This is a genomic window from Micromonospora sp. NPDC049301 (assembly GCF_040678715.1).
In the GTDB taxonomy this organism is placed as follows: domain Bacteria; phylum Actinomycetota; class Actinomycetes; order Mycobacteriales; family Micromonosporaceae; genus Micromonospora.
On the sequence record NZ_JBFAQO010000002.1, the window covers coordinates 507,853 to 523,114 of the forward strand.

Consider the following 15,262-nt stretch of genomic DNA (forward strand, 5'->3'; position numbering starts at 1 on the left):
CGGGAAGGGTGGCGATGACGAACGGGCTACCGGGGCGGCTGCTGCAGCGGCGAGAAGATCCGCGGCGGGCCTCGTTCCTGGAGCTCTTCTTCGACCTGGCCATCATCTTCGCGCTGACCCGACTGTCCCGGACGCTGCTCAGCGACCTCACCGTCCACGGCGGCTTCCGGGTGCTCCTGCTGCTGGCGGCGATCTGGTGGGTGTGGTTCGTGACCGCGTGGTCGGCGGACTGGTTCGATCCGCGGACGTCGCTGATCGTCGTCCTGCTGCTCTGGGTGATGTTCGGCGGCCTCCTGATGGCCGCCGCCGTGCCCACCGCGTTCGATGCGCACGCCATGGTGTTCGCCCTCGCGTACGTGTCCATCCACCTGGGCCGCGCCTTCCTGCTGATCCCCGCCCTGCGGGGGCATCCACTGCAACTGCGTACCGCGCGGGTGGCTATCTGGTTCGCCGTCTCCGGCGTGCTCTGGGTGGTCGGGGCGGCCGTCGCTCCAGCCCGGGAGCTGCTCTGGGCGCTCGCCCTGATCCTGGACTACACCATGGCGCGGCTGGGCTGGCCAACGCCGCGGCTGGGCCGCAGCTCGTGGCCGGACCTCCAGGTGAACGGGGAACATCTCTCCGAGCGTTACCAGCAGATCTTCATCATCGCGCTCGGTGAACTGATCCTGATTTCCGGCATCACCTACAGCGACTCCGGCCTGGACCGGGAGAGCACCATGGCGTTCGCCGTGGCGTTCCTGACCGCGGTGGCCCTCGCGCGGCTCTACCTGTCGCCCGCCGGAGGACGGCTGGGCGCCGCCATCGAAGCGGCCGGTCCGCCCGGCAGCCGGCTGGCGCTGCAGGCCGGGTACCTGCACCTCGTCATGATCGCCGGGGTTCTGGCCACCTCTGTCGGGATGGAGCTGACGATCGGCGACCCCGGGTCGTCCGCCCCGGCCCGGCTGACCGTGGTCGTCGCCGGCCCGGTGCTGTTCCTGATCGGCCGGCTCCTGCTCTCGGCGGTGATCGACGGCAGCGTCTCCCGGCCCCGGCTGATCGGGCTGGCGATCATCGTCCTGGGTGGCTTCGCCAGCGCACAGCTGCCGCTGCTCGGGGCCGCCGCGATCATCACCGCTCTGTTCCTGCTGATGATCGTGGCCGAGGCGCTGCTCGACCGCCGTGAGCGGCGTCGCGCGGCCGTGGCGGACGGGTCGCCTGACCGGCGGCGGACCGATGTCTGAGGGGCCCCCGCGCCACCGTGACGAGCCGGCGCGACACGACATCGTGGAGCTGCGGGTGCACGGCGTGTCAGGGGCTCGACCGGAGCGGGTCCTCGACCGGACGGACGTCCGGCAGATCGCCGGTGACAGCAGCGGCGGCTTCCACCGCCCGGTCTCCGACCAACTCTGCGGGCCGTGCCGTCGGGAGCGCAGCCTCATCGTTCCTCCGGCAGCCGTTCGGTCTCGGCGACCACCGCCCGGACCTTGCGTAGCGTGGCGTCGGGGGAGCGGATCGCGGCACGCCACCGGTCCAGCGTCCGGGTGAGCACCCGGACCACGAACTGCAACTGGTTGACCTGCTCGCGCAGCACCCCCAGCTCCGACCGTGCGTTCAACGCCGCCTCCTCCAGTTCGGTGATCCGGGCCTGCAACGGTTGCACCAGGGTGAGGGCGGCTTCGGTGAGGGTGTCGGCGGCGTCGGCCTTGAACTTGCCCCGCTGCACCACGACGGTGGCGATGGCGGCCAGGCCGGTGGTGCCGCCGAGGATGCCCAACGCGCTGAGCGCCACCTGCAACCACGGGGGTGCGTTGGGCGCCGGGGCCGAAATCACGTGACACCGCCTTCTAGCGGTTCATGAGCCAGGCACTGGCTGGCCTGAGCCAGCCGGCGCAGGTCGTTGGCGATCTGAGCGGCCCGCCACAGCGACCCGACCGCGAGCGCGGTGATGAACGACGCCGCGGCGATGGACTGCCGGCCCGACACGACCACCAGCGCCATCGCGTACATGCCGCTGATGGTGCCGAACACAACGACCGACGCGAACTCGATGCCCAACCCGGTGGCGAGCCGGCCGGGCCACATGATGCCCAGCAGACCACCCACGCCGACCAGGACGAGGCCGATCTCCCAGCCGATCTGGATCGGCGCCGGCATGGAGATCTGGACCGAGGCCGGCCGGACGCCGAGCAGGAGGAGCAGTGCGCCGCAGACGGGAGCCATGACCAGTGCGGCCACCTCGAACGGCTGGTGCCGGGACCGAATACGCAGGGATCCCACGACGACTCCTTGGTCGAGGACCGTCGTCACCCGCCGCGTCCGTCGGTCGCTGCCGTGGGTGGGTGTGACCGCGCTGCGGTCGATGCGGCGAAGCCCGGCGGTGGTGACGGTACGTGCCGACGGTCGATGGTCGAGGAGGTGAGCGACTCGCCGTCGTTGGCTGGCCGATATCTGCCTGTGTAGCACCGATGAACGGTTCGCGTCCACCTGGTGTAACGTCACATATGGGCAGGTCAGAGGCCATTTTTGTAGGGTGCGTGGCCGTTGGTGCGTGTTCGGGCCGGGGAAGGGTGCCGGCCGACCGAGCCACGGCATCCAGTAACGCAGAGTGTCGGATATCTTACGTTTGATGACATGGCATGCGGCCGGCCGGGGTTGGCTAGCGTGCCAGCAGGTCGCGCAGCGCGCGGACCACCTCCGCGGGTGCCTCCTCGGCCGAGAAGTGGCCGCAGGTGACCGTCCGGTGCGACAGGTCCGACGCCCAGGCCCGCCACAGCCCGGCCGCGTCGTAACCGAGCGCCGCGCCCCAGTCCTGCTGCAGCACCGTCACCGGCATCCGAAGCTGGTTGCCGGCCGCCCGGTCGGCGCTGTCGTGGACGACGTCGATCCTGGCGGATGCCCGGTAGTCGGCGACGATCGAGGTGACCGCGGCGCGTGACGCGCTCAGGTACGCGGCCCGCACCTCGGCCGGCAGGGCCTCCGGGTCGCGGGTCCAGACGTCCAGAAAATGCCCGAAGAAGGCGTCCGGGCTGCCGCCGATCAGCTCCTCGGGCAGGCCGGGTGGCTGCGCCATCAGATAAAGGTGGAAGGCGACGGCGGCGGTGGAGCCGTGCAGCACGTCCCACATGTCCAGGGTGGGCAGCACGTCGAGCAGGGCGAGGTGGCTGACCGCCTCCGGATGGTCGAGACCGGCGCGGAACGCGACCAGGGCGCCCCGGTCGTGGCCGGCCAGCGCGAAGCGCTCCTGGCCGAGCGCCCGGGCCAGCGCCACGACGTCGGCGGCCATGGTGCGCTTCGCGTACCCGCTGCCGTCGCCGTCGACGGGCTTGTCGCTGTCGCCGTAGCCGCGCAGGTCCGGGCAGATGACCGTGTGGTCGGCGGCCAGATCGGCCGCGACATGCCGCCACATGAGGTGGGTCTGCGGAAAACCGTGCAGCAGCACGATCGGGGGCCCGGAGCCGCCCACGGCGACGTTGAGCGACACGCCCTCGGCGACGGTGACCCGCCGGTAGTCGAATCCGTTGATCCTGGGGTCCACGGGGAACCTTTCTGGTGAGCGGGGCCGGCGGGGGCGGTGGCCCGCGCCGTCGTACGCCGTCGAGCCTGACCCGTGGGGATCAGCAGCCGGTCAGCGTCGGATCAGTGCCGGCTGACCGGGGCCGGCCGGGCCGCCCGCCTAGATTGGTGCCATGACCAGGCGGCGGTGGCAGCCGTGGCGGTGACCTTCGGTGTGCTCGGGCCGGTGACCGCCGCGACCGGACGTGGCCCGGTCCCGATCAGGGGGCTTCGGCAGCGCACGGTGCTGGCCCGGCTGCTGATCGCCCGGGGCCGCGTCGTGCCGGTGGACCGGCTCGTCAACGACCTGTGGGACGTTCCCCCGGAGGGCGCGGTGGGCGCGATCCGGACCTTCGTCGCCGACCTGCGCCGGGCCCTGGAGCCCGACCGGCCGCCCCGGCAACCGTCCCGGCTCCTGGTCACCGAGTCACCGGGGTACGTGCTGCGGACCGCCGCGGAGGCGCTGGACGCCGGACGGTTCGAGGCGGCGGTCGGCCAGGCGGGCCGGCTGCTGGCGGAGGGACTCCCCGCACCGGCCCTGGCCGCGCTGGACACGGCGCTCGGGCTCTGGCGCGGTCCCGCGTACGTCGACTGCGCGGGCGAGCCCTGGGCGGTCGCGGAGATCAATCGACTGGAGGAGCTGCGGATGCTCGCCATCGAGCGGCGGGCGGAGGCGCTGTTGGCGCTGGGCCGGCCGGACGAGGCCGCCGCCGACCTGCCGGTCCACCTCGCCAGCCATCCGCTGCGCGAGGACGCCTGGCGGCTGCTCGCGGTGGCCCGGTACCGCTCGGGTCGGCAGGGCGACGCGCTGGCCGCGCTGCGCGAGGCCCGGGACGTCCTGGTCACCGAGCTGGGTGTGGACCCGGGGCCCGAGCTGCGGCGGCTGGAGGCCGACATCCTGGCCCAGGCCCCGCACCTCATCCCGCCCGCCGTCGCCCCACCCGTCCCGGACCTGGCCGGAGCCGGTCGACCCGGCGGCCCGGTACCCGTGCGGGAGCGTGCGTTCGTCGGCCGCGACGCGGAGCTGGACCGGCTGCGGCGGGCCGCCGAGGCCGCCTCCCGGCGTGGGCGACCGACCCTCGCCCTGCTCAGCGGCGACCCCGGCGCCGGCAAGACGGCTCTGGCCGAGGCGTTGACCCGGCAGCTCGCCACCGGGGGCTGGGCCACGGCGTGGGGCCGCAGCCCGGAGTACGAGGGCGCCCCGGCAGCCTGGCCGTGGACGCAGATCACGGACGCGCTCGCCGGCCCGACGGAGTCGACCGGGGGCGCTCAGACCGACGGCGCGCTTGATGGCGCCGAGGCCCCGAGCGATCCGGCCGTGGCACGCTTCCGCCGGCACCGCGCGGTGGCGTCGCTGGTCTCGGCGGTCGCCGACCGGGGGCCGGTGCTGCTGGTCCTCGACGACCTGCACCGCGCCGACGGGGACACCCTGGACCTGCTGACCGTGCTGCTCACCGGCCCACAGCCGGCCACCGGACCGGTGCTGATCCTCGGCACCTACCGGGCCACCGAGATCAGCCCGGAGCTGACCGCCGCGCTGGCCCGCGCCGCCCGGCTGGAGCCGGTCCGGGAGTACCTCGGCGGTCTGTCCGCGCCCGCGACCGGCGACCTGGCCCGCGTCGTGGCCGGGGCGGAGCTGGACCAGCCCACCGTGCGGTTGATCCACCATCGCAGCGGCGGCAACCCGTTCTTCGTACGGGAGCTGGCCCAGCTGTACGCGGTCGAGGGCGCGGCGGCGCTGGCCGCGGTGCCACCCGGGGTGCGCGACGTCATCCGGCATCGGGTGGCGCAGCTGCCCGCGCCGACCCGGACGGTGCTGCGGCAGGCGGCCGTGCTCGGCCGGGACGTCGACCCGGAGGTGCTCGGCGCGCTGACCGGCGACCCCGCGACGCTGCTGGACGCCGTGGACCGTGCGCTGCAGGCCGGCTTCCTCAGCGAGCAGGAGCCCGATGGGCGGCTGCGGTTCACCCACATTCTGGTCCGCGACACGCTGTACGCCGACCTTTCCGCGCCGCGCCGCGCCGCCCTGCACGCGGCCGTGGCGGAGGTGTTGCAGCGGCGTCAGCCCAGTGATCCCGCCGCGCTGGCCCACCACCTGCTGAACGCCGGTGGCCCGGCGGCCGCCCGGCCCGCCGCCGGCTACGCCGGTACCGCCGCGGCACAGGCCGAGCGGGCCGGCAACCCGCACGAGGCGGCCCGGCTGTGGGCGCAGGCGCTCGACGCGTACGACCGCGCCGGCGGGAACGAGCGGCGCGCGCGGCTGAGTGCGATGCTCGGCCTGGGGCGCGCGCTGGCCGTGACGGGCCGCCTGGCCGAGGCGCGACGGCGCCGGGCCGAGGCGATCGCCGACGCCGAGTCGATCGGCGACCCCCACCTGATCGCGGAGGTGCTGGCCGGCTTCGACGTGCCCGCGATCTGGACCCGCAACGACGACGACCAGCTCTCCGGGCGGATCGTGCAGGCCGCCGAGCACGCCCTCACCGCTCTCGGCCCGACCAACCCGGCGCAGCGCAGCCGCCTGCTCAGCACCCTCGCGCTGGAGCTGCGCGGCACCACCACCGACCGTGGCCGCCGGGCGGCGGAGGAGGCCGAGCGGCTCGCCCGGATCGCCGCCGACCCCGGGCTGCTGGCCTTCGCGCTCAACGCCCGCTTCATGCACGCCTTCCACCGCGTCGGCCTGGCCGGTGAGCGGGCCCGGATCGGCGCGGAGCTGGTCGACCTGGCCGCCCGGCACCAGCTGGTGACCTTCGAGGTGCTGGGCCACCTCGTCCTGGTGCAGGCCCGCTGCGCGCTGGCCGACCGCGCCGGCGCCGACGCGCACGCCCGCGCCGCCGACGGCCTCGCCGAGCGGTACGAGCTGCCGCTGGTCGGTGTCTTCACCCGGTGGTACGCCGCCCTGCGGCTGGCGCTCGACGGCGAGCGGGTCGCGGCGGCGCACGCGTACCGGGCGGCCGCCGACGGGCTGCCCACCGACGGAATGCCGGGCCTGACCCGGGGGCTGCTCCCGCTCGCCCTGCTCGGGCTGCGCCTGGCCGCCGCCGTCGACGCCGACCGGTCGTCGCCCGGGCCGGACCATGCCGTCGGCCAGCCCGTCCACGGGCTCGACGGCGCGGACTGGGCCGGCCTGGACTGGGGCCCCCACGAGCCGTGGGTCCGCCCGCTGCTGCACGTCGCCGCCGGCGACCGGGACGCGGCCGGAGCCGCCCTGCGTGCCCTCCCGGACGGGCCGCACGATCTGCTGCGGGAGGTACGGCTCTGCCTGACCGCCCGCGCGGCGCTCGCCCTGGACGACCGGGCCACGATGCGACGCGTCGCCGCCCAGCTCCGGCCGGCCGCCGATGAACTGGCGGCCGGCAGCGGGGTGCTCACCGTCGGCCCGGTGGCCGGGCACCTCGCCGACCTGGCCGCGGCACTCGGCCGCGACGACGAGGCCGCCGGGTACCGCCGTACCGCTCGCGCGGTCACCGCCCGCATCCGCGCCGCCGCCTCCCCGACCTGACCGCCGGCGACGGGTGTCCGCCCGCCGCCCGGCGACTTGCCGGTTCCCCGGGAACCAACCGGCAGCGTGCGGTCAGATGGAACCACGGCGCGGTCGCGGTCGGCCGTGCGGCAAGGGGGTACGCGTGGAGGCGCTCGTCCTGATCGTGGTGCTGGGCGTCACCGTCCTCGTGGGCACCACGCTCGGCGGCCGGTACAGCGTCGCCCCACCGGTCCTGCTCATCGGGTTCGGGGTGCTGCTCGGGCTGGCGCCGCCGCTGTCCGAGCTGACCCTGGAGCCCGACCTGGTACTGCTGATCTTCCTCCCGGCGATCCTCTACCGGGAGAGCCTCACCATCAGTCTGCGCGAGATCCGGGCCAACTTGCCGACGATCGGGCTGCTCGCCGTGGTGCTGGTGGTGCTCACCATGGTCACGGTGTCGCTGACCGCGCAGGCGTTCGGGGTGAACCCCGCCGCGGCCTGGGTGCTCGGGGCGGTCCTCGCGCCGACCGACGCCGCCGCGGTCACCGGCCTGGCCAAGCGACTGCCCCGGAAGCTCCTGACCACCCTGCACGCGGAGAGCCTGATCAACGACGGCACCGCCCTGGTGCTCTTCGCGGTGACCGTGGGCCTGCTCGCCGGGGACGGGGCCCCGGGCGCGCTCGGCATCGGCGAGGAGTTCCTCGGGGCCAGCGCCGGGGGAGTGATCGCCGGCGTGCTGGTCGGCGCGGCCGTGGTGCTGATCCGCAAGCGGCTCGACGACCCCCTGCGCGAGGGAGGGCTGAGCGTGCTGACGCCGTTCGCCGCGTTCCTGCTCGCCGACGCGGTGCACGCCAGCGGCGTGCTGGCGGTCGTGGTCGCCGGCCTGGTGCTGGCCTACGCCGGCCCCCGGGTGATCCGCGCCCGGTCCCGGGTGCTGGCGTACGCGTTCTGGGACCTGTCCACGTTCCTGATCAACGGTGGACTGTTCGTCCTGCTCGGCACGCAGATCCCCCGGGCGGTGCGGAACATCACCAGCGCCTCCCCGCAGCGCGCGGTGACGATCGTGCTGGTGGTCACCCTGGTCGTCCTCGTGACCCGGCTGCTCTTCGTCTACCTGGCGGCGGAATCGGTGAATCTGCTGAGCCCCGGGAGGATCGTGGGTCAGGGTGGCTGGCGGGTGGGCACCGTCGCCGGCTGGTCGGGTTTTCGGGGTGCCGTCTCGCTCGCCGCCGCCCTGGCGGTCCCGACGACGACCGTCTCCGGTCAACCGGTGGCCGAACGCGATCTGATCATCTTCGTCACCGCGCTGGTGATCGTGCTGATCATGCTTCTCCAGGGCACCACCCTGCCGGTGGTGGTGCGCTGGGCGGGGCTGGTCGGCGACCCCGAGCGCGCCGACGAGCTGCGGCAGGCACGGCTGCGGGCCACTGAGGTCGGCCTGGCCGCGCTGCCCCAGTTCGCCGCCGAGATCGGCGCCGGGGACGAGGTGGTGCGCCGGATGAAGGCCGAGTATCAGCGGCACCTGGAGGACGTCGACGAGGGCGGTGGACGTACCGCCGAGGATCGCCGCCTGGAACGCAAACTGCGCCTCAAGGTCCTCGAGCACAAACGGCGGGAGGTCACCCGGTTGCGCGACAGCCGGGAGATCGACGACATCGTGCTGCGTGAGCTTCAGGAAGCGCTGGACAACGAGGAGATCCGCCTGCTGGGCCGCGGCTCCACCGACTGACCGCGCTCGCCCGACCCCCGGTGCGGCGTGTCCGGGACGAGCCGGACCGGCGGCCGAGCCACGGCGGACCGACGGATTCGTGACAGTTGCCGTGCCGCGCGTGCGGCTCTGGTCGCTGCGCCGCCCGGTACGGTGGAACGGTTCGGCGCCGGTCGATGCGTTCGGTCCCTTGGGGGGTGTGTCCATGACAACCGGGGCGACAGAGGCCGACCTGCGGGTGGTCACCGAGCGGGAATTCCTCGACGAGCTGGCCTCGGTCACCCGCGAGCGCGGCGCGACCGAGTTCCTCTACCTGATGGCACAGGGCGACGGCGTCATCGGCGTGCAGTGGGAGCAGCCCGGCGTCGACCATCTGCGCCGCTACCGCGTGCGCGACTCCAGCGGCCCGGCCTGCCCGCACTGCACCATCGTCGAGGCGGTGCTGGCGCTGGCACCCGTGCTGCCACTGGACCTGATGCGGACCGCGCGTACCCGACCGCAGTACGAGACGGTGCTGCGCACCGGGCAGCTGCCCCACCTGGCGTTCGCCCGCCCGACCGGCCAGCCCGGGGCGAGCTGGCTCGGCGACTGCCATGCGGTCACCGGCGACCCGCACACCGACGCCGACTGCCCGCGGCACGCGGTGCCCGCACCGAGCGGCGACCCGCTGGACCTGCGTCTCGGGTCGCTGCCCCGGGCGCTGCGGGAGATGTACCCGCACGACGCCGCCGCGACGGCGGACCTCCAGCAGCGGCTGCGCATCGCCCGGGACTGGCGGGCCGACGCGCAGGCCGTCGCGAGCGGCGTCCGCGAGGCCGCCGCGACCTGGGCGTTCCTGCGCAACTCCTGCGTGCTGGGCGTGCCGGTGCCCGGCGTCAACGGTCTTGTCCTCACCCTCCCACCGGGCCGGACGACGGACGACCGGCCGCTGGCCGAGCTGCACGCCGCGGCGGTGCGCGCGCTGCCCACCGACGGCCCGTTGGCCTATCAGGAGCGGGCCTGCCTGGTGCCGGAGCCGGGCCCGGGAGCGCAGCGGATGCCCTCGTACGCCGGCGCGGTGGACCTGACCGGCGCGGCGCCCGTACGCACGCTGCGGCTGCCGGCGCCCCGCCGGCCGCTGAGCACTACCGGCCGGGGCGTGTTGCTGCTCTACGAGGCCCGGCACGCGATGGGCCGGCACGTCGCAGGCGCGCCGGAGCGCAACGAGGCCTACTGGGAGTCCGAGGCGGCGTTGAACGTCTTCGAGTTCACCCTGCTGGAGCGGGTCGCCGGCCGGCACTACCAGGAGGCGGTGGCCGCCTACCTGCAGGCCCTGCGCCGCGAGGGCGACCTGCTCGCCCGCCCGCACAAGGTGCTCGACCGGCGTCGGCGCAAGGCGTTGTCGCTGGCGTTCGGCGGGCTGGACGACGAGGAGCTGCACCTGTGGGCGTCGGTCGCGTACCGCAACGCCATCCTGGTGCTGCTCGGCGACCTGAAGGCGTTCGCCGCGCACCTGCGCCGCCAGGCCTCCTGACGCGAGGGAAGGACGGTTCAGAGCACCTGGGCGAGGAAACGGCGTAGCCGGGGATGCTCGGCCCGCTCGAAGATGGCCTCCGGTGGGCCGGCCTCCAGCACCACGCCCCGGTCCATGAAGGCGACGGTGTCGGCGACCTGCCGGGCGAAGCCCATCTCGTGGGTGACCACCACCATGGTCATGCCGCCGGCGGACAGGTCGGCCATCACCCCGAGCACCCCCTTGACCAGCTCCGGGTCGAGTGCGGAGGTGGCCTCGTCGAAGAGCATCACCTCCGGCCGCAGCGCCAGCGCCCGGGCGATCGCCACCCGTTGCTGCTGACCGCCGGAGAGCTGCGCCGGCCGGGAGTCGGCCTTGCCGGCCAGCCCGACCAGCTCCAACTGGGCCCGCGCGACCGCCTCCGCCTCGTCCTCGCCGAGCTTGCGCAGGCGGCGCAGCGCCAGGGTGACGTTGCGCAGCACGCTCATGTGCGGGAAGAGGTTGAACTGCTGGAAGACCATGCCCACCCGCTGCCGTAACGCGTCCGGGTCGTCGCCCAGCACGCTGCGCCCGTCCAGCAGCACGTCGCCCTGGTCCGGCTCGATCAGCCGGTTGATGGTGCGCAGCAGGGTGGACTTGCCCGACCCGGACGGCCCGATCACGCAGGCCGTCGCGCCGCGCGGCACGATCAGGTCGACGCCGCGCAGCACCCGGTTCGGTCCGAAGGCGAGGTGCACGTCGCGTACGTCGAGGCTGACCGAGGTGGTCGTGCTGACGGTCATCGCCGGTCCCCTTCCGTCGCGCCGGACAGCGCCGGCTCGGTGTCGTCCTCGTCCTCGTCGGCCGGGCCGGTGGCCGGCCGGCCGTGGCGCAGCCGCCGGTCGATCCAGTTGACCGCGTGCGTCAGAGGCACGGTCAGCGCCAGGTAGCAGAGCCCGGCCAGCAGCAGCGCGGACTCGTTGCCGGTGGTGGCCGCGTAGTCCTGTCCGATCCGGAACAGCTCCCGCTGGCTGGCCACCAGGCCGAGGAAGTAGACGAGGCTGGAGTCCTTGATCAGCGCGATGAGCTGGTTCACCCAGGCCGGCAGCACCCGCCGGATGCCCTGCGGGACGATCACCAGCCGCATCGCGTCGCCCCAGGAGAAGCCGAGCGCCCGGGCGCCCTCCAACTGCGCGGCCTCCACCGACTGGATGCCGGAGCGGAAGATCTCCCCGATGTACGCCGCCGCGATCAGCGACAGCGCCAGGATGCCCAGCGGGTAGGGGTCGGGGCCCCACACCTGCATGCCCAGCGGCGCGAGCCCGACGCCGATCAGCAGGATCGTCGCGGCGGCCGGCAGCCCCCGGAACACGTCGGTGTAGACCCGCGCCGGCCAGCGCAGCCACCGGCTGCGGGAAATGCCGGCGACGGCCAGCAGCAGGCCCAGCACCGAGCCGAGCAGGGCGGCGGAGACCGCCAGGATCAGCGTGTTCGGCAACCCGACGGTCAGCATCTCGGGTAGTGCCTCGCGCATCGCGTCCCAGTCGAAGAAGGTCTCCCACAGGGTGCTCAACGGATCCATCGGTCGCCTCTCCTACCGCCCTGCTCGCTCGTCACCGGTCGTGCCTCAGGACGCGGCCGACGCCGACGGCACCGGCACCGTGCCGCTGCCGGGCTTGAAGTCCGCCGGGACCGGCCGGCCCGGGTAGTACTGCGCCTGCAACCGGCTCCAGGTGCCGTCCGCGATGACCTCGTCGAGGCCCTTGTTCAGCGCCTCGCGCAGCTTGTCGCTGCCCTTGGCGACGGCGTACGCGGTCGGTGCCGGGCTGAGCTGCTTGGCCGCCACGGTGATCTTGCCGTTGCTGTCGGCGGCCGACTTCTCGCCGATCTCGGCCGGGGCGATCCACGCGTCGGCGGTGCCCGCCTTCAGCTGGTTGATCGCGCCGTTGTAGTCCGGCACCCGGACCGGGTTGAGCTGCTCGCCGGTGGCGTAGTCGTCCTGGACGGTGCCCTGCACCACCACGACCCGCTTCCCGGCGAGCTGATCGAAGCGGGTGATCGGCGAGCCGGCCGGCACGTCGAGGCCGAAGTAGCCGAAGTCGTAGCCGTTGCCGAAGTCGACGGTCTTCTTCCGCGCCTCGGTAATGGTGATCGAGGAGCTGCCGACGTCGAACTTGCGGTTGTTGACCTGGGAGAGCAGCGCGGAGAAGTCGGTGCCGACGAACTCGACCTTCAGGCCGAGCTTGCCGGCCACCGCGGTCAGCAGGTCGTTGTCGAAGCCGGTGAACTTGCCGTCCTTGAGGTACACGTTCGGCGGTGCGTCGGTCAGCGTGCCGGTGCGCAGCACGCCCGGCTGCGCCAGGCCGTACGGGTTGCCGGCGGCGTCGGACGAGGTGTCGTCGCCGCAGGCGGTGAGCGCGGTGGCGGCCAGGATCGTGGCCGCGCCGAGGGCGGCGGCCCGGGTCAGGGCAGGAAGGAATCGCACTGGTGTCTCCGAAGGTTGCGCGGCGGCGGGCACAGGCGTACGCCGCCGACGGTGCGCCCGGTGGGGCGTACCGCTGGGGTGGGTTCGGGAAAGGGGTGCGCTAGTGCGCGGCGCGGCCGCGACAGGCGGCGCTGCAGACCCGCATCATGTCCACGTGCCGCCGGCGGGTCAGTGCCGGTGGTGGCCAGCCAGTGCGGGAATCCGCGGCGTCGGCCGATGGGGTGGTGCGGAGGATTCGCATGGTTCTCCCAGGTCTGTGCTGACCTGGGTGCCAGGCCACGCTTGCACCGACGTCGTGCCGGTGCCTGGTCTTCACCCGGGGCACCCCACCGCGGAGGAGGGTTGCCGGCCAGCGAGCCGGGGCTTCGCGCTGGCGCTCATGACCTGGGACGAGGCTAGCAGGCCGGTGCGGCGGATCGTCCAGTCGTTATGACCACGCTCACCGTGCGCGACGGGCATCCGGCCGGCAGGTCACCCGGCGTGCACGTGCGGCCGGTGGCGCCGGTCGGGCTCCTGGCGGCGCAGGATCTCGCGGGTGACGGGGGCGATCTCGCCCTGGCCGAAGGCCAGGTAGCGCAGGAAGTTTCCGCCCGGATTGCCCTCGGTCCACTCGAAGTAGATGTGCGGGCACCGCCCGGCCCGGTCGCGGATCTCCAGCAGCAGGGCGGCCAACGCGCTGGGCACCGCGGAGCTGGTAAGTCTGAACACCGGGTACCGGTCGTGCTCCACGCTGCCGCGCACCGCCAGCTCGGTCTCGAAGTCCGACGGGTCGGTGACCGTCACCTCCACGAAGATCACGGCGCTGTCGGCCGGGAAGTCGTTGTCCGCGACGGTCTGGGCGAGCTTGGCGCGGTACTCGGCGCGGTCCCCGGTGGCCGGCTCGTGGGCGATGAGGCGGATACGGCGCCCGCCACACTCCTCGATCAGCCGGATGGCCTCGGGGTCCAGGTCCACCCGGTCGACCCGCAGCTCGAAGGCCCGCACCAGCCGGGACAGCGCCGACACCAGAATCATCCCACCGATGAAGCAGGCCGCGATCTTCACGCCGTCGGGACGTTCCACCACGTTCGCCGCGGTGGTGTAGACGAAGGCGACCGCGATCGTCCCGAACGCGATGGTCCGGCCTCGCTGGCGCCGCCGCCGCGCCGCGAGGGTCACCGCCGTCGCCGCCGAGGTGATCAAGACCAGGACCCCGGTGGCGTACGCGCCGCCCTGCGCGTCCACGCTCGCCTCGAAGACGACCGTGATCAGGAACGCCACCGTGGTGAAGACGAGGACCAGCGGCCGGACGGCCCGGGCCCAGGCCGGCGCCATGCCGTAGCGGGGCAGGTAGCGGGGTACGAGGTTGAGCAGCCCGGCCATCGCGGAGGCGCCCGCGAACCAGAGGATGCCGATGGTGGACAGGTCGTAGACCGTGCCGAACACCTCGCCGAGGTACTCGTGTGCCAGGTAGGCGAGCGCCCGGCCGTTCGCCGGCCCGCCCGGCTGGAACGCCTCCGGCGGGATCAGGACGGTGGTGGCCACGCTGCTGGTGACCAGGAAGACACTCATGATCACGGCGGCGGTGGTGAGCAGCCGGCGGGCGCCGCGGATGCGGCCCAGCGGTCGGTCCTCGGAGTCCTGCCGGTCCCCGCGGATGTGCGGCATCACCGCCACCCCGGTCTCGAAGCCGGACAGGCCCAGCGCCAGCTTCGGGAACACCAGCAGCGACAGCCCGATCACCAGCAGGGGATCGCCGTGGCCGGTGGTCAGTGCGGTGGTCCAGTCCGTGACCGCGCTCGGGTGGGTGACCACCCGCCACAACGCGTTGACGATCACCACCGCGTTCAGTGTCAGGTAGATCGCGACCAGGACGACGGCGATCCCGATGGCCTCGCCGAACCCCTTGAGGAACACCGCGCCCAGCAGCGCCACCAACAGCAGCGTGAGCAGGACCTTGTGTCCCTGGAGCGCGCTGGGCAGGAACGGGTTCTCATCGATGTGCGCGGTCGCGTCGGCCGCGGAGAGGGTGATGGTGATGATGAAGTCGGTGGCCGCGAAACCGAGCAGCACCAGCACGAACAGCTTGCCCGGCCAGTAGCTCAGCAGGCGTACCAGCATCGCGATGGAACCCTCGCCGTGCGGGCTCTCCACCGCCACCCGGCGGTAGACCGGCAGCGCGCCCAGCAGCGTCACCAGCACCAGCACCAGGGTCGCCACCGGGGACAGCGCGCCGGCGGCCAGGGCCGCGATGCCCGGCTGGTAGCCGAGCGTCGAGAAGTAGTCGACGCCGGTCAGGCACATCACCTTCCACCACGGGTGGTGCCGACGCTCCGGCGGGCGTCCGTGCGGCCCGTGCTGCTGCACCGTCTGCTCGGAGCCGCCGTCGAACAGCCACGCCTGCAGCCGACCGGTCCGGCGGCCGGTGCGCCTGTCGACCTCCATCGGCGCTTCCCCCGTCATCCGCCCACGGTCACCGCGAGTATCCGTCAGCGGGCCCGGGCCCGTCCGCCGGTGCGGGGAACCCGCCCGGCCCGGGTGCCCCGGCAGCCGGCGCGTCAGCGGGTTTCGGGCCGTGGGCACCGGGGAAGCAGGGCCCTCCGGCGTCCCGCCCCGAACGGTCCGCGT

General features: G+C 73.7%; 11 protein-coding genes and 1 riboswitch. Of the genes, 4 read left to right on the top strand and 7 right to left on the bottom strand.

All coding sequences use genetic code 11. The annotated features are described in order from the left end of the window. Positions 1-14 precede the first annotated feature (14 nt). Positions 15-1,220, top strand: coding sequence for a low temperature requirement protein A (locus AB0K07_RS08530; RefSeq protein ID WP_363752088.1), 1,206 nt, complete (start codon positions 15-17; stop codon positions 1,218-1,220). Between the two features lie 194 nt (positions 1,221-1,414). On the opposite strand, the gene AB0K07_RS08535 is transcribed toward AB0K07_RS08530, so the two are convergent. From AB0K07_RS08535 to AB0K07_RS08545, 3 genes are all read right to left on the bottom strand, one after another. Next, a complete protein-coding gene (locus AB0K07_RS08535) occupies positions 1,415-1,810 on the bottom strand; it encodes a hypothetical protein (RefSeq protein ID WP_363752090.1) in 396 nt (131 codons plus the stop codon). Further along, complete coding sequence (locus AB0K07_RS08540) at positions 1,807-2,256, bottom strand: hypothetical protein (RefSeq protein WP_363752092.1); 450 nt, start codon at positions 2,254-2,256, stop codon at positions 1,807-1,809. Before AB0K07_RS08540 ends, AB0K07_RS08535 begins: the two co-directional genes overlap by 4 nt. 379 nt (positions 2,257-2,635) lie before the next feature. Then, on the bottom strand, positions 2,636-3,514 hold the full coding sequence (locus AB0K07_RS08545; protein ID WP_363752095.1) for an alpha/beta hydrolase: 879 nt from the start codon (positions 3,512-3,514) through the stop codon (positions 2,636-2,638). A 174-nt stretch (positions 3,515-3,688) separates the two neighbouring features. On the opposite strand from AB0K07_RS08545, the gene AB0K07_RS08550 reads away from it, so the two are divergent. From AB0K07_RS08550 to AB0K07_RS08560, 3 genes are all read left to right on the top strand, one after another. Continuing rightward, positions 3,689-7,030 (top strand): BTAD domain-containing putative transcriptional regulator, encoded by a 3,342-nt coding sequence (locus AB0K07_RS08550; RefSeq protein WP_363752098.1) that lies wholly within the window; start codon positions 3,689-3,691, stop codon positions 7,028-7,030. 124 nt (positions 7,031-7,154) lie between these two features. After that, positions 7,155-8,720, top strand: a complete 1,566-nt coding sequence (locus tag AB0K07_RS08555; protein WP_363752101.1) for a Na+/H+ antiporter — start codon at positions 7,155-7,157, stop codon at positions 8,718-8,720. Between the two features lie 184 nt (positions 8,721-8,904). Continuing rightward, positions 8,905-10,212, top strand: a complete 1,308-nt coding sequence (locus AB0K07_RS08560; protein WP_363752104.1) for a hypothetical protein — start codon at positions 8,905-8,907, stop codon at positions 10,210-10,212. A 17-nt stretch (positions 10,213-10,229) separates the two neighbouring features. Here AB0K07_RS08560 and AB0K07_RS08565 read toward each other — a convergent pair whose 3' ends face one another. The 4 genes from AB0K07_RS08565 to AB0K07_RS08580 form a co-directional block, all read right to left on the bottom strand. Further along, on the bottom strand, positions 10,230-10,973 hold the full coding sequence (locus tag AB0K07_RS08565; protein WP_363752107.1) for an amino acid ABC transporter ATP-binding protein: 744 nt from the start codon (positions 10,971-10,973) through the stop codon (positions 10,230-10,232). Then, the gene (locus AB0K07_RS08570) at positions 10,970-11,752 is read right to left on the bottom strand and encodes an amino acid ABC transporter permease (RefSeq protein ID WP_363752110.1); all 783 of its coding nucleotides are present in this window, start codon (positions 11,750-11,752) and stop codon (positions 10,970-10,972) included. The genes AB0K07_RS08565 and AB0K07_RS08570 overlap by 4 nt, the downstream gene beginning before the upstream one ends. Positions 11,753-11,797: 45 nt before the next feature. Further along, on the bottom strand, positions 11,798-12,655 hold the full coding sequence (locus AB0K07_RS08575; protein WP_363752113.1) for an ABC transporter substrate-binding protein: 858 nt from the start codon (positions 12,653-12,655) through the stop codon (positions 11,798-11,800). A 273-nt stretch (positions 12,656-12,928) separates the two neighbouring features. Next, a riboswitch (SAM riboswitch) is annotated at positions 12,929-13,040 on the bottom strand. Between the two features lie 86 nt (positions 13,041-13,126). Continuing rightward, positions 13,127-15,097, bottom strand: coding sequence for an amino acid transporter (locus tag AB0K07_RS08580; protein WP_363752116.1), 1,971 nt, complete (start codon positions 15,095-15,097; stop codon positions 13,127-13,129). Positions 15,098-15,262: the final 165 nt, after the last annotated feature.

What these genes read in the sequence shown, in the direction of transcription:
- AB0K07_RS08570 (WP_363752110.1), bottom strand. Translation starts at nt 11,752, where the DNA reads ATGGATCCGTTGAGCACCCTGTGGGAGACCTTCTTCGACTGGGACGCG.
- AB0K07_RS08560 (WP_363752104.1), top strand. Translation starts at nt 8,905, where the DNA reads ATGACAACCGGGGCGACAGAGGCCGACCTGCGGGTGGTCACCGAGCGG.
- AB0K07_RS08565 (WP_363752107.1), bottom strand. Translation starts at nt 10,973, where the DNA reads ATGACCGTCAGCACGACCACCTCGGTCAGCCTCGACGTACGCGACGTG.
- AB0K07_RS08530 (WP_363752088.1), top strand. Translation starts at nt 15, where the DNA reads ATGACGAACGGGCTACCGGGGCGGCTGCTGCAGCGGCGAGAAGATCCG.
- AB0K07_RS08580 (WP_363752116.1), bottom strand. Translation starts at nt 15,097, where the DNA reads ATGACGGGGGAAGCGCCGATGGAGGTCGACAGGCGCACCGGCCGCCGG.